Raw genomic sequence first — 13158 nt, forward strand, 5'->3', positions numbered from 1 at the left:
GGCGCGCCCGGGGACATGGACGACGTCGAGCGGACGGACTACGTCGAGGCCGGCGGCTCGTGGCGGCCGTTCTGGCTGATCGCCGCGGCTCTCGGTGCCCTCGTCGTCATGGACGTCGTGCTGCCCGGCCCGGACGTGCCGCCGCCGGTGTGGGCGCTGTGCGTCGTCGCCGTCCTCGGGGTCGTCGCCGCCGGGGCGCTGTCGGCCCGCCGGGTGTGGACCGTGCGGGTCGGGCTCACCGACGACGGCGCCGACGGGCCGGCCGGGCAGCCGGCGCTGCGCGTGGGCCGGGAGCGGGTGCCGCTGACCGAGGTCGACACCGCCCACCTGCGCGCCGTCCGGGAGGGCGAGGCGGGGGTGGACGCCGGGGCGCCCGTGCTCGGTGGCGGCTGGACGCTGCCGCGGGGACGCACCGGCCTGCCGCTGCGGCTCGCCGACGGGCGGACCGTCCTCGTGCCCACGCGGGACCCCGGCGCGCTGACCCGCGCCCTGCTGGCGGCGGCGCCGGAGGCCGGTGAGACGGGGCCCTCACCCGGTGACCCCCGCGGGGAGGGGACACTGGGGCCGTGACCTCGCTGGACGCCTTCCGCTATCCGTACGAGGCCCCGGTCTCCGCCGAGCTGTTCGCCCGCGGGCAGCACGTGACCCCCGGCGGCGTGAACAGCCCGGTCCGCGCCTTCCGGGCGGTCGGCGGCACCCCGCGGTTCATGGCCGAGGGCCAGGGCCCCTGGCTCACCGACGCCGACGGCCGCCGCTACGTCGACCTGGTGGCCTCCTGGGGACCGCTGATCCTGGGCCACGCCCACCCGGCGGTCGTCGAGGCGGTCACCGCCGCCGCCCGTCGCGGCACCTCCTTCGGCGCCCCCACCGCCGGCGAGCTGGAGCTGGCCGAGGAGATCATCGGCCGGATGCCGCCGGTCGAGCGGGTGCGGCTGGTCAACTCCGGTACCGAGGCGGTCCTGTCGGCGATCCGGCTGGCCCGGGGCGCGACCGGCCGCCGGCTGGTCGTGAAGTTCGCCGGCTGCTACCACGGCCACGTCGACGCGCTGCTGGCGTCGGCCGGCTCCGGCGTGGCCACCCTCGGCCTGCCCGACACCCCCGGCGTCACCACCGGCGCGGCCGCCGACACCGTCGTCCTGCCCTACAACGACGTCGCCGCCGTCGAGGCGGTCTTCGCCGAGCGCGGGGCCGACATCGCCTGCGTGATCAGCGAGGCGTCGCCGGGGAACATGGGCGTCGTCCCGCCGCTGGACGGGTTCAACGCCCAGCTGCGGCGCATCACCGCCGAGCACGGCGCGCTGCTGGTCCTCGACGAGGTGATGACCGGCTTCCGGGTGTCGCGCTCCGGCTGGTACGGCCTCGACCCGGTCGACGCCGACCTGTTCACCTTCGGCAAGGTCATGGGGGGCGGGCTGCCGGCGGCGGCGTTCGGCGGCCGGGCCGACCTGATGGCGCAGCTGGCGCCGTCCGGGCCGGTCTACCAGGCCGGCACGCTGTCGGGGAACCCGGTCGCCGTGGCGGCCGGGCTCACCACGCTGCGGCTGTGCACCGACGAGGTCTACGCCCGCTGCGACGAGGTGGCCGTGACCCTGCGCGGCGCGGCCAGCGCCGCCCTCTTCGCCGCCGGCGTGCCGCACCGCATCCAGCAGGCCGGGTCGATGTTCTCGGTCTTCTTCGTCCCCGACGACCGCCAGGTGCGCGACTTCGACGACGCCCGCAGCCAGGAGACCTTCCGCTACACCGCCTTCTTCCACGCCATGCTCAGCCGCGGCGTCTACCTGCCGCCCTCGGCGTTCGAGGCCTGGTTCGTCAGCGCCGCGCTGGACGACGACGCGGTGCAGCGCGTCCTCGACGCGCTGCCGGCCGCGGCCCAGGCGGCCGCCGAGGCCACCCCGGAGGGCGCACCGCGGGTGACCGGCCAGGACCCGAGCGAGGTCAGCACCTGATGCCCGAGACCACCGTCGTCCACCTGCTGCGCCACGGCGAGGTGCACAACCCCGCCAAGGTGCTCTACGGGCGGCTGCCCGGCTACCGGCTGTCGACGGCCGGCGAGGAGATGGCCGGCAGCGCCGCCCGCTGGTTCACCGGCGTCGCCGCCGACCCGGTCGTCACGTACCTGGTGTCCAGCCCGCTCGAGCGCGCCCAGCAGACCGCGGCGCCGATCGCCGAGGCCCTCGGCCTGCCGGTCGCCACCGACGAGCGGCTGATCGAGGCCGCCAGCGACTTCGAGGGGCTGCGGGTGGCCGTGGGCGACGGCGCGCTGCGCGACCCGCGGCACTGGTGGAAGCTGCGCAACCCGTTCCGGCCGTCCTGGGGCGAGCCGTACGTGGAGATCGCCGCCCGCATGCTGCGCGCGGTCGAGGCGGCGCGGGACGCCGCCCGCGGCTCGGCCGCGGTCTGCGTCAGCCACCAGCTGCCGATCTGGACGCTGCGGCTGCACCTGGAGGGGCGCCGGTACGTGCACGACCCGCGGCGCCGCGAGTGCGCGCTGGCCAGCGTCACGTCGGTGACCTACACCGACGACCGGGTCGCCGGTGTCACCTACGCCGAGCCGGCCGGCGCCACCGACCCCGACGCGGTGCCCGGCGCATGAGGAAGCTCCTCGCGGCCCTCGGGGGCGCCGCCCTGCTCGCCGCCGGCTGCACCACCGGCGAGGGGTCGGCGGTGGACGTCAACAACGGCGGCGAGTTCCGCTTCGTCGCGGGCACCCCGGCCGGCGAGGTCATCCCCGAGGACGAGCGGGCGACCGCGCCCGAGTTCGCCGGGCAGCTGCTCGGCGGCGGCGACTTCGACTCCGCGGACCTGACCGGGGACATCGCCGTCCTCAACTTCTGGGGCAGCTGGTGCGCGCCGTGCCGGGTCGAGACGCCGGAGTTCCAGCAGGTCTACGCCGAGGTGCGCGACGACGGGGTGGAGTTCGTCGGGCTGAACGTCAAGGAGACCGACCCGCAGTTCGCCGAGGCGTTCGTCGACTCCAACGGCATCGAGTTCCCGTCGGTGTACGACCCCCGCGGCGAGGTCGCCCTGGCGTTCCGGAACTACCCCGCCAACGCCGTCCCGTCCACGATCGTGCTCGACCGGGACTACCGGGTCGCCGCCGTCTACACCAGCCAGGTCTCGCAGGAGGACCTGCGCGCCACGCTCGACCGGCTGCTCGAGGAGGGCTGACGTGGGAGAGACCTTCAGCGGCCTGGTCACCGACGGCCCGCTCCTGGTCGCCGCGGCCGTCGCGGCGCTGGTCGGGCTGATCAGCTTCGCCTCGCCCTGCGTGCTCCCGCTCGTGCCCGGCTACCTGTCCTACGTCGCCGGCCTGGCCGGCACCGGTCGGACGGCGGACGGTGACCGGCCCGCCGGCGGCGGGACGACCAGTACGGGGACGACGGGGACGGCGGCGGCGGGGACGGCGACGGCCACGGCGACGGTCGCGGCGGCCGACCAGCGGACCGGCCGCCGGCAGATGGTGCTGGGCTCGCTGCTGTTCGTGCTGGGCTTCACCGCGGTCTTCGTCGCGCTCGGCACCGCGGCCGGCTCGCTGGGGCGGCTGCTGCTCGTCCACGACGACGTCATCACCCGGGTGATGGGCGTCGTCGTCATCGTGGTGGGCCTGGGGTTCCTCGGCTGGCTGCCGCTGCTGCAGCGCACCAAGCGGCTGTCGCTGCGGCCCGCGACCGGGCTGGTCGGCGCGCCGCTGCTCGGCGTCGTCTTCGGCCTGGGGTGGACGCCGTGCCTGGGGCCGACGCTGGGCGCCGTCCTCAGCCTCGCCTACGCGGAGGGCACCGCCGGCCGCGGCGCGTTCCTGTCGGTGGCGTACTGCCTGGGCCTCGGCGTGCCCTTCGTGCTGGTCGCGCTCGGCGCGCGCTGGGCGCTGGGTGCCACCACGTTCCTGCGCCGGCACGCGCGCGCCGTCACCCGGGTGGGCGGCGGGCTGCTCGTGCTCGTCGGTCTCCTGCTGGTCACCGGCGCGTGGGCCGAGATGATGGGCTGGCTGCGCTCCTGGGCGGCCACCACCGGGATCGGGACGACGCTGTGAGCGAGCTCGCGAGACCACAGCGCGGGCACAGCACGGGTCGGAACGGCCAGGACGAGCGCCGGCGAGGACTGACGTGACGACCACCGCCCCGCCCCGGCAGGCCGCCACCCCGCCACCGCCGCCGGCCCGGCCCTCCGCCGGCCGGCGCGTCTGGAACCTGTGGCTGCGCTGGTGGCGCCGGCTGACCGCCATGCGGACGGCGATCATCCTGCTGTTCCTGCTCGCGCTGGCGGCGATCCCCGGATCCTTGCTGCCGCAGCGCTCGCTGTCGCAGACCGCCGTCGCCCGGTACTTCGCCGACCACCCGACGCTCGCGCCGGTGCTGGACCGGCTGTACCTGTTCGACGTCTTCAGCTCCCCGTGGTTCGCCGCGATCTACCTGCTCCTGTTCGTCTCGCTCATCGGCTGCGTGCTGCCCCGCGCGGTGGAGCACGCCCGTGCGCTGCGCACCCCGCCGCCGGCCGCGCCGCGCAACCTGCTGCGGCTGCCGGACTCCGCGCGGCTGGAGATCCCGTCCGGCGGCCCGGACCCCCTCGACGTCGTCGAGGAGGAGCTGCGGGTGCGCCGCTACCGCGTCGTCCGGCGCTCGACCGCTGCCGGCTCTGCCGATCCCGCCGGGTCCCGCGGCGACGAGCTCTCCGCGGAGAAGGGGTACCTCAAGGAGGCCGGGAACCTGCTGTTCCACCTCTCCCTGGTGGCCCTGCTGGTGGCGCTGGCCGGCGGGAAGCTCTGGGGCTACGAGGGCAGCATCCTGGTCACCGAGGGCCAGGGGTTCTGCAACGCCTTCCAGCAGTACGACACCTACTCCGCCGGTCCGCTGGTCGAGGGCGGGGACCTCGCCCCGCTGTGCGTCGACCTCGCGGACTTCCGCGCCGAGTACGAGGAGGACCTGACCGCCTCCTCGTTCACCGCCGACATCGCCTACGGCGCACCGGGGGCGCAGGCCGCGGAGCGGACCATCGGCGTCAACGACCCGCTGCGCGTGGACGGCGCGCGGGTGTACCTGACCGGCCACGGCTACTCGCCGACGTTCACGGTGACGGCCAACGGCCGGACCTTCGAGGACGTCTCCGCACCGTTCCTGCCCACCGACCAGGCGACGATGGGCAGCGAGGGCGCGCTGAAGCTGCCCGACCTGGGCGCCGACGCCGAGTCGCAGCTGGCCATCCAGGGCTTCTTCGCGCCGACCGGGGTCGTGCGGGACGGCATCCTGGCCAGCGTCGACCCGCGCCCGCTGGAGCCGCGGGTGGCGGTCGTGGCCTACCAGGGCTACCTGGGGCTGGACAGCGGCCGGCCCCAGTCGGTGTACGCCATCGAGCAGGAGCAGATCGACCGCGGCGCCCTGGAGCGCGTCGGCTCGGCGAACCTGGCCGTCGGCGAGACGCTGACGCTGCCCGACGGCACGGCGATCACCTTCACCGGCTACCGGCAGTTCGCCGCCCTGCAGCTGTCGCACGACCCGGGGCAGGTGGGGGTGCTCGTGGCCGCCATCGCCGTCCTGGTGGGGCTGCTCGCCATGCTCCTGCTGCGCCGGGAGCGGGTCTTCGCCCGCGTCGGCCCGGCCGCCGGGGGCAGCGGTACCGTGCTGACCATCGGCTCGCTCACGCGGGGCGGCGGAGAGGGCACCGAGCGCTTCGCCGTGCTGGCCGACGACCTGCGGGCGGCGCTGGCCGCCCGCGCACCCGCACGCACCGCCCCGCCGGCCGGCGGGGCTCGCCCGGACCCGGAGGTCCCCACCCCGTGACCGTCGACACCACCCTGGCCGACCTGTCCGACACGCTGTTCTCGATCAGCGTCGGCCTGTACTCGCTGGCCGTCGTGGCCTTCTGCGCGCAGCTGGCCTTCGGCCGCCGCCCCGCCGCCCGGCGCGAGCTGGTCGGTGCCGGTGCCGGTGCCGGTGCCGGTGGTGTCCCGCCCGCGCCGGCGGGAGGCGACGCGCCCGCCGAGCCGGCGAGCGTCCGCCGCTACGGGCTGGCCGGCATGGTCCTCACGGTGCTGGGCGCGCTGGCCCAGGGCGGCGTCCTGCTGTTCCGCGGCCTGGCCACCGACCGGCTGCCGTGGGGCAACATGTACGAGTTCGCGACCGGCGTCGTCCTCGTGGCCGTCGTCGCCTTCGTCGTCCTGGCGCTGCGGCGGCCCGCGCTGCGCCACCTCGGCGTCTTCGTCCTCGTCCCGGTCGTGCTCTCCATGGTCGGGATCGGCCTGTTCCTCTACGCCGAGGCCGGGCCGCTGGTGGCCTCGCTGCGCTCGAGCTGGCTGGCCGTGCACGTCTCCACGGCGATCCTGGGCTTCGGCGTCTTCTTCGTGAGCGGGATCGCCAGCGTCATGTACCTGCTCCGGGCCCGCCACGATGCCCGCGTCGCCGACGGCACGGCCCCCGGTGGTGGCCTGCTCGACCGCCTGCCCTCGTCCGCCGCGCTGGACCGGGTGGCCCACCGCACCGCGGTCTTCGGGTTCCCGATCTGGACCTTCGCGGTGATCGCCGGCGCCATCTGGGCCGAGAGCGCCTGGGGCCGCTTCTGGGGCTGGGACCCCAAGGAGACCTGGGCCTTCATCGCGTGGGTCGTCTACGCCGCCTACCTGCACGCCCGGACCACGGCCGGCTGGCGCGGCCGGCCGGCCGCGTGGGTCAACGTGGTCGGGCTGGGCGTCATGATCTTCAACCTGCTCTACGTCAACATGGTGTCCACCGGCCTGCACAGCTACGCCGGCGTCTCCTGAGCCGCCGGCCCGGCCGCTCCCCGGAGCGGCAGCGGTGGTCACTCCGGGTGACCGGACCCGGACGGGGGACGTCGGCGAGTGACGGGAACGCCCCGTCCGTGCTGGGATGCAGCCATGGACGGCGACGGGGCTGATGACCGTGGGTAGGCATGCAGCAGCGGCGGGCGCGGACGCCGACCCGGTGGTCGCTGCGGCGCTCGCCCGGCGCGGACCGGCGGTCACCGGTCCGCGGCACGCCCGTGACGGCGAGGAGCGGCGTCCGACGCCGGTCGGCTGGCCCGGCCGGGACGACGACGCCCCGGGCGGCTCACCGGTGGGCTGGCCGGGTTCGATCACCGACGAGCCGGCCACGCAGCCGGCCGCCGAGCCGGCCGCGGCGCCGGAGTCCGTGCGCCCCCGCGGGTGGCGGCGCCTCTTCGGCGGCCGCGCCGCCTAGCCCGCCACCCGCAGACGGGGCAGGGGCGGGCGGGCAGCCCGGCCCGCCGCGGAGGCGGGCCGCCGGCCGCTCAGGCCGGCGAGCCGTCGTCGCGGCGGGCGCGACGCTCCAGCTCGCGGAGGAACTCGGGGTCGTCGTCGGGCGCGACCGGACGCGTGCTGCGCGGGGGCCGGGGCCGGCGCTGCGGGCGCGGAGCGCCCAGGCCGGCACCCCCCGCCGTGCCGGACTTCTCCGCCGCACGCATGACCAGCACGACCACCGCGATCGCCACCACCAGGAACACCAGGAACACCACGGGCGCCACCTCTCCGTCTCCCCCCGTGGGACGAGGGTACGTCCGTGGCGATACTCGGGGGTGGGGACGGAGCGTCCGATCCCCGTCCGGACGGAGGACGTCATCGACGCGGTGGACCGAAGGCTCATCGAACTGCTGCAGGCCAACGGGCGGGCGAGCTACGCGGAGCTGGCCCGCCAGGTGGGTCTCTCGGCGCCCGCGGTGCACGAGCGGGTCGGCAAGCTGGAGGCCGCCGGTGTCATCACCGGCTACCGGGCGGTCGTCGACCCCATGGCCGTGGGGCTCGACGTCACGGCCCTGATCAGCGTCATCGAGAGCGACTCCGTCGACGAGACCGGCGTGGAGGCGGCGCTGGCCGCCATGCCCGAGGTCGAGGACTGCTGGCGGGTGGCCGGCAGCGAGGGGTACGTGCTGAAGGTCCGTGTGGCCGACATCCCGGCACTCGAGGCGGCCATCAGCGCGTTGAACCGGATCAGAGGAGTCGCACGCACCCGGACCACGGTGGTGCTCTCGACGAAGTGGGAGGGCCGGCATGGCTGAGCCGACGGACCGGACGACCGACCCGGCGACCCCCGGGTCCCCGACGGGCGGGCCGGCGACGCCCCCACGGGTGGCGCCGCCGCTGGTGCTCTACACCCTGGGCCGGCTGCTCATCACCGTCGCCCTCGTCGCGCTGATCTGGGTGGCCGGGCTCCCCGGTTTCCCGGCGCTGCTGTTCGGCCTGCTGCTGTCGATGCCCGCGGCGCACTTCCTGCTGCGCGGCGTCCGCGAGCGGCTCACCGAGGCCCTCGCGGCGCGGGGTGTCGCCCGACGCGCCGCGAAGGAGGACCTGCGCGCGCGGCTGTCCGGCGACGCCGACGACGACGTCTGAGACCCTCGATCCCGAGGGCCGGTACCGGCGGGGCCGGCTGTTCGGCCGTCCGGCGCCCTTCGTCAGCTGAGGGCGAGCCCCGCACCGAGCAGGACGCCGGTGGCCAGGGTCAGCAGGCCCGTCGACTGCAGGCCCGCGACGAGCGCCGGCCCGCGCGCCCCGGACAGCACCAGCCGGGCCGGCGGCACCGCCAGCGGGCCGGCCAGCAGCGCGAGCAGCGCCCACGGACGGGCTGCCCCGATCGCGACGACGACGGCGAAGGCGACCGCCAGCAGGCCGGCGAACGCCAGCCGGGTCCCCCGCTCGCCGAGCAGCACCGCGAGCGTCCGCTTGCCCACGGCGGCGTCCCCGGCGATGTCGCGCAGGTTGTTCACCACCAGCAGGGCCACCGAGAGCAACCCGACCGGGACGGCGGCCGCCAGCGCCAGCCCCTCCACGGCGCGGGTCTGGACGAACGTCGTGCCGGCGACGGCGACCAGGCCGAAGAAGACGAAGACGAACACCTCGCCCAGCGCCCGGTACCCGTAGGGGAGCGGGCCGCCGGTGTAGGTCCAGGCGGCCGCGATGCACACCGCGCCGACGGCGACCAGCCACCAGCTCGACAGCGCCGCCAGCACCAGCCCGGCCACCCCGGCGACGGCGAAGGCGGCCAGCGCGGCGGTGAGCACCTGGCGGGGGGTGGCCGCGCCGGAGCCGACCAGCCGCATCGGGCCGACCCGGTCGGCGTCGGTGCCGCGGCGGCCGTCGGAGTAGTCGTTGGCGTAGTTGACCGCCACCTGCAGGGCCAGCGCGACCAGCAGGGCGAGCAGCGCGGGGCCGAGCCGGAACCCGTCGAGCGCGGCCGCGGCGCCGGTGCCGACCAGCACCGGGGCGACGGCCGCCGGCAGCGTCCGGGGCCGGGCACCGGCCACCCACTGCGCGGGCGTGGCCATCAGGCGGCGCCCATCAGCGACGCCGCGACGGCGCGGCGGTCGGGTTTGCCCGTGTGCAGCGCGGGGACGGCGGGGATGCGGTGCAGCTCCCGCGGCGCGGCGGGCGGCCCCAGCCGCTGCGCCACCCAGGGGCGCAGGACCTCGAGGTCGGGGTCGGCGCCCGGCGCCGCGACGACGGCGGCGACCACCCGCTGGCCCCACTCCACGTCGGGCCGGCCGAAGACCACGGCGTCGGCGACGGCCGGGTGCTCGCGCAGCACGCTCTCGACCGCCTGCGGCGCGACGTTGACCCCGCCGGTGACGACGACGTCGTCCAGCCGGCCGTGCACGGTCAGGACGCCGTCCACGAGCTCCCCGGCGTCACGGGTGCGGAACCAGCCGGCCGCGAACGCCTCGGCCGTGGCCGCCGGGTCGGCGCGGTAGCCCAGCGCCAGCACCGGCCCGGCCAGCGCGATCCCGTCCCCGTCGACCCGCACCGCGACGCCGTCCAGCGGCACGCCGTCGTACACGCACCCGCCCGCGGTCTCGGTCATCCCGTACGTCGTCACCACCGCGACGCCGGCCTCGCGCGCCCGGGCCAGCAGCCCGGGATCGGTCGCCGCGCCGCCGACGAGCACCGCGTCCAGCGCCTGCAGCGCCGCGGGCTCGGCCGCGAGGTACCTCCGCAGCTGCGTCGGCACCAGCGAGGCGTAGCGGCGGCCGGCCGGCATCCGGGCGACCGCGGCGGCCAGGGCCTCGCCGGGGCCGAGCACGGTCGGGTCCGTGCCGGCCAGCAGCGAGCGGCCCAGCACCTGCAGGCCGGCGATCGCCGACACCGGCAGCGCCAGCAGCCACGCGCCCGGGCCGCCGAGCCGCTCGTGCGTCGCGGCGGACGAGGCGCGCAGCGCGGCGGCCGGCAGCAGGACGGCGCGGCCGTCGCCGGTGGAGCCGGAGGTGACGACGACGAGGTCGGCACCGTCCTCCAGGGGCTCCTCGGGCCGCAGCACCGAGCGGGCGCGCTGCACCGCGGCCGGTGGCCCCGCGGGCAGCACGGCCAGCGGTGCGCCACCGGCCAGGCAGGCGCGCAGCGGTTCCAGCAGCGCCAGGGGGTCGCCGGGCGCGGGCACGAGGGTGAGGTGCCGGGCCACGGCGGTTCACGCTAGATGACGGGTCCGTCGCGGCCCCCCTGTAGGGTCCCGCTGCGAGCTGGCGAGTGGTGGGGGGCAGGGGGGTCCTTTCTGTGGCGGACGCGGCGGGGATCGACGCCGTCGCCGTCTACTCGGTCCCGCTGCGCACCCGGTTCCGCGGGATCGACGTCCGCGACGGGGTGCTCGTGCACGGCCCCGCCGGCTGGGGCGAGTTCAGCCCGTTCTGGGACTACGGCGCCGCGGAGAGCCGCCGGTGGTGGGCCGCCGCCCGCGAGGCCGCCGTCGAGGGCTGGCCCGCCCGGGTCCGCGACGCCGTCCCGGTCAACGTGACCGTCCCCGCCGTCGGCCCGGAGCGCGCGCACGCGATCGTCGCCGCCTCCGGCTGCCGCACCGCCAAGGTCAAGGTCGCCGAGCCGGGGCAGACGGCGGCCGACGACCGCGCGCGGGTCGAGGCGGTGCGGGCCGCGCTCGGACCCGCCGGCGCGGTGCGGGTCGACGCCAACGCCGCCTGGGACACCGACACCGCCGCCGCGCGGATCCGCGACCTCGACGCGGCCGCGGGGGGCCTGGAGTACGTCGAGCAGCCGTGCGCCACGCTGCCGGAGCTGGCGGCGCTGCGCCGCCGGATCGACGTCCGCGTCGCCGTCGACGAGGGGGTGCGCCGCTCGGCCGACCCGCTGCGGGTGGACCTGCGCGAGGCCGCCGACGTCGTCGTCCTCAAGGTGCAGCCGCTGGGCGGCGTGCGGGCGGCGCTCGAGATCGCCGGCGCGCACGGCCTGCCGTGCGTGGTGTCCTCGGCGCTGGAGAGCTCGGTCGGCATCGCCGCCGGTGTCGCGCTGGCCGCGGCCCTGCCCGAGCTGCCCTTCGCCTGCGGGCTGGCGACCGTCGCGCTGCTCGCCGGCGACGTCGCCGCCGACCCCCTGCTGCCGGTCGGCGGCGAGCTGCCCGTGCGGGCCGTCGACCCCGACCGGCGCGGCGCGCTGGCCGCCCCCGCCGACGTCGACGCCCGCTGGCGGGCGCGCCTGCAGGAGGCCACCGCGTGAACCCCTCCACCGCCCTGGCCACCGTCCTGGTCGACGAGCTGGTCCGCGGCGGGGTGACCGACGCCGTCCTGTCGCCCGGGTCCCGGTCGGCCCCGGTCGCCCTGGCGCTGGCCGCGGCCGAGCGGTCGGGCCGGCTCACCCTGCACGTGCGGATCGACGAGCGGACGGCGGCCTTCCTGGCCCTCGGGCTGGCGAAGGCCTCCGGACGGCCGGTGCCGGTGCTCACCACGTCGGGGACGGCGACCGCGCACCTGCACGCGGCGGTCCTGGAGGCCGACGCGAGCGGGGTGCCGCTGCTCGCGCTGACCGCCGACCGCCCACCCGAGCTGCGCGGCACCGGCGCCAACCAGACGATCGAGCAGCCGGGGCTCTACGGGCGGGCGGTGCGCTGGGCGGTCGACGTCGGCGTGCCGGAGGAGGGCCGCGAGGCGGCGCAGAACCGCTACTGGCGGTCGCTGGTGGCCCGGGCGCTCGCCGTCGCCGGCGGGGTGCTGTCGGGCGACCCGGGCCCGGTGCAGCTGAACCTGGCGCTGCGCGACCCGCTGCTGCCCGACGGCCCGCCCGGTGAGCTGTCCGCGCCCTGGGCCGGGCGGCCCGGTGGGGGGCCGTGGACGGTGGCCGAGCCGTCGGCCGGCTGGGCCGCGGCCGCCCACGACCTCCCGCCGCGGACGCTGGTCATCGCCGGGGACGGACCCGGGCACGCCGCTCCCGGCCTCACCGAGGGCTCCGCCTGGCCGGTCGTGGCCGAGCCCGGCAGCGCCTTCTGGGGGGTGCGCGGTGGCGTGCGCGGCGGCGTCCTGCTCCTCGGGTCCGCGGAGTGGCTCGCCGCGCACCGACCCGAGCGGGTGCTCGTGGTGGGCCGGCCGACGCTCTCGCGCCCCGTGTCGGCGCTCCTCGCCGATCCCGCCGTCACCGTGGAGACCGTCAGCGCCGTCCCGCGGTGGGCCGATGCCGGGCGGTTGGCCGCCCGCGTGGCCCGCCTGTTCGCCGGTACCGGCCCGGAGGCCCGGGTGGACGCCGGCTGGGCGGACACCTGGCGGGCGGCCGCCGGCCGGGTGGAGGTCGCGGTGGACGCCCTCCTGGACGCGATGCCGGAGCTGACCGCGGCCCGGCTGGCCCGCGACCTGGTCGCGGCGCTGCCGCGGGGCGCCCTGCTCGTGCTCGGCTCGTCCACGCCGGTCCGCGACGTCGACCGGCTGGCCGTGCCGCGGCCCGACGTGACCGTCCTGGCCAACCGCGGCGTGGCCGGGATCGACGGCACGATCTCCACCGCGGTGGGCGCCGCGCTGGCCCACCGGCGGGCCGGTGGCGGCCCGGCCGTGGCGCTGATGGGGGACCTCACGTTCCTGCACGACCTCACCGGCCTGCTGCTCGGCCAGGGCGAGCCGGCGCCCGACCTCACCGTCGTCGTCCCCGACAACGGCGGCGGCGGCATCTTCGCCCAGCTCGAGCCCGGGCGACCGCAGCACGCCGAGGACTACGACCGGCTGTTCGGCACCCCGCACGGCCGCGACCTCGTCGCCGTCGCCCGGGCGCTGGGCTGGCCGGCCGAGGAGGTCCGGGACACCGCGGAGCTGTCCGCCGCGCTCGGTGGGGGCGGCCGGCGGGTGCTCGTCGTCCGCACCGACCAGCGGGCCGAGGCAGACCTCGCCGTCCGGCTGCGGGAGGCGGCCGCCGCGGCGCTGGGGTAACCGGCTGGATCG

At 77.4% G+C, this 13158-nt stretch carries 15 protein-coding genes; 12 read left to right on the plus strand and 3 right to left on the minus strand.

The genetic code is table 11. From position 1 onward, the window contains the following. The first annotated feature begins 15 nt into the window (after positions 1–15). From ACK586_RS01420 to ACK586_RS01455, 8 genes are all read left to right on the plus strand, one after another. Positions 16–570: a hypothetical protein gene (locus ACK586_RS01420; RefSeq protein ID WP_409328678.1), complete on the plus strand. Its 555-nt coding sequence runs from the start codon at positions 16–18 to the stop codon at positions 568–570. Beyond that, positions 567–1946, plus strand: a complete 1380-nt coding sequence (gene hemL, locus ACK586_RS01425; protein WP_409328679.1) for a glutamate-1-semialdehyde 2,1-aminomutase — start codon at positions 567–569, stop codon at positions 1944–1946. Before ACK586_RS01420 ends, hemL begins: the two co-directional genes overlap by 4 nt. Beyond that, entirely contained in the window at positions 1946–2593 is a 648-nt protein-coding gene (locus ACK586_RS01430; protein WP_409328680.1) for a histidine phosphatase family protein, read from the plus strand. The genes hemL and ACK586_RS01430 overlap by 1 nt, the downstream gene beginning before the upstream one ends. Beyond that, positions 2590–3168, plus strand: a complete 579-nt coding sequence (locus ACK586_RS01435) for a TlpA family protein disulfide reductase (RefSeq protein ID WP_409328681.1) — start codon at positions 2590–2592, stop codon at positions 3166–3168. Before ACK586_RS01430 ends, ACK586_RS01435 begins: the two co-directional genes overlap by 4 nt. Before the next feature lies 1 nt (position 3169). After that, a complete protein-coding gene (locus ACK586_RS01440; RefSeq protein ID WP_409328682.1) occupies positions 3170–4030 on the plus strand; it encodes a cytochrome c biogenesis CcdA family protein in 861 nt (286 codons plus the stop codon). A 73-nt stretch (positions 4031–4103) separates the two neighbouring features. After that, positions 4104–5774, plus strand: coding sequence for a cytochrome c biogenesis protein ResB (gene resB / locus ACK586_RS01445; protein ID WP_409328683.1), 1671 nt, complete (start codon positions 4104–4106; stop codon positions 5772–5774). Then, the gene (ccsB, locus tag ACK586_RS01450) at positions 5771–6751 is read left to right on the plus strand and encodes a c-type cytochrome biogenesis protein CcsB (protein ID WP_409328684.1); all 981 of its coding nucleotides are present in this window, start codon (positions 5771–5773) and stop codon (positions 6749–6751) included. The genes resB and ccsB overlap by 4 nt, the downstream gene beginning before the upstream one ends. Positions 6752–6884: 133 nt before the next feature. Beyond that, complete coding sequence (locus tag ACK586_RS01455) at positions 6885–7187, plus strand: hypothetical protein (protein WP_409328685.1); 303 nt, start codon at positions 6885–6887, stop codon at positions 7185–7187. Between the two features lie 70 nt (positions 7188–7257). On the opposite strand, the gene ACK586_RS01460 is transcribed toward ACK586_RS01455, so the two are convergent. Continuing rightward, entirely contained in the window at positions 7258–7482 is a 225-nt protein-coding gene (locus ACK586_RS01460) for a hypothetical protein (protein WP_409328686.1), read from the minus strand. A 111-nt stretch (positions 7483–7593) separates the two neighbouring features. Here ACK586_RS01460 and ACK586_RS01465 point away from each other — a divergent pair, with 111 nt between their 5' ends. Both ACK586_RS01465 and ACK586_RS01470 read left to right on the plus strand, forming a co-directional pair. Continuing rightward, the gene (locus ACK586_RS01465) at positions 7594–8022 is read left to right on the plus strand and encodes an Lrp/AsnC family transcriptional regulator (protein ID WP_425330348.1); all 429 of its coding nucleotides are present in this window, start codon (positions 7594–7596) and stop codon (positions 8020–8022) included. After that, positions 8015–8353 (plus strand): DUF4229 domain-containing protein, encoded by a 339-nt coding sequence (locus tag ACK586_RS01470; protein WP_409328687.1) that lies wholly within the window; start codon positions 8015–8017, stop codon positions 8351–8353. Before ACK586_RS01465 ends, ACK586_RS01470 begins: the two co-directional genes overlap by 8 nt. A 62-nt stretch (positions 8354–8415) precedes the next feature. On the opposite strand, the gene ACK586_RS01475 is transcribed toward ACK586_RS01470, so the two are convergent. Continuing rightward, positions 8416–9285 (minus strand): 1,4-dihydroxy-2-naphthoate polyprenyltransferase, encoded by an 870-nt coding sequence (locus tag ACK586_RS01475; RefSeq protein WP_409328688.1) that lies wholly within the window; start codon positions 9283–9285, stop codon positions 8416–8418. Continuing rightward, entirely contained in the window at positions 9285–10412 is a 1128-nt protein-coding gene (gene menE / locus ACK586_RS01480; protein ID WP_409328689.1) for an o-succinylbenzoate--CoA ligase, read from the minus strand. The genes ACK586_RS01475 and menE overlap by 1 nt, the downstream gene beginning before the upstream one ends. Positions 10413–10504: 92 nt before the next feature. On the opposite strand from menE, the gene ACK586_RS01485 reads away from it, so the two are divergent. Next, complete coding sequence (locus ACK586_RS01485; protein WP_409328690.1) at positions 10505–11455, plus strand: o-succinylbenzoate synthase; 951 nt, start codon at positions 10505–10507, stop codon at positions 11453–11455. Further along, positions 11452–13146: a 2-succinyl-5-enolpyruvyl-6-hydroxy-3-cyclohexene-1-carboxylic-acid synthase gene (gene menD, locus ACK586_RS01490; protein ID WP_409328691.1), complete on the plus strand. Its 1695-nt coding sequence runs from the start codon at positions 11452–11454 to the stop codon at positions 13144–13146. The genes ACK586_RS01485 and menD overlap by 4 nt, the downstream gene beginning before the upstream one ends. The last annotated feature ends 12 nt before the right edge of the window (positions 13147–13158 follow it).

This window comes from Trujillonella humicola (assembly GCF_046233715.1).
Lineage (GTDB): Bacteria > Actinomycetota > Actinomycetes > Mycobacteriales > Geodermatophilaceae > Trujillonella > Trujillonella humicola.

Excerpts from the sequence above, each read along its gene's own strand:
- ACK586_RS01420 (WP_409328678.1), top strand. The coding sequence starts at position 16 with ATGGACGACGTCGAGCGGACGGACTACGTCGAGGCCGGCGGCTCGTGG.
- ACK586_RS01430 (WP_409328680.1), top strand. The coding sequence starts at position 1,946 with ATGCCCGAGACCACCGTCGTCCACCTGCTGCGCCACGGCGAGGTGCAC.
- ACK586_RS01435 (WP_409328681.1), top strand. The coding sequence starts at position 2,590 with ATGAGGAAGCTCCTCGCGGCCCTCGGGGGCGCCGCCCTGCTCGCCGCC.
- ACK586_RS01455 (WP_409328685.1), top strand. The coding sequence starts at position 6,885 with ATGACCGTGGGTAGGCATGCAGCAGCGGCGGGCGCGGACGCCGACCCG.
- ACK586_RS01470 (WP_409328687.1), top strand. The coding sequence starts at position 8,015 with ATGGCTGAGCCGACGGACCGGACGACCGACCCGGCGACCCCCGGGTCC.
- ACK586_RS01475 (WP_409328688.1), bottom strand. The coding sequence starts at position 9,285 with ATGGCCACGCCCGCGCAGTGGGTGGCCGGTGCCCGGCCCCGGACGCTG.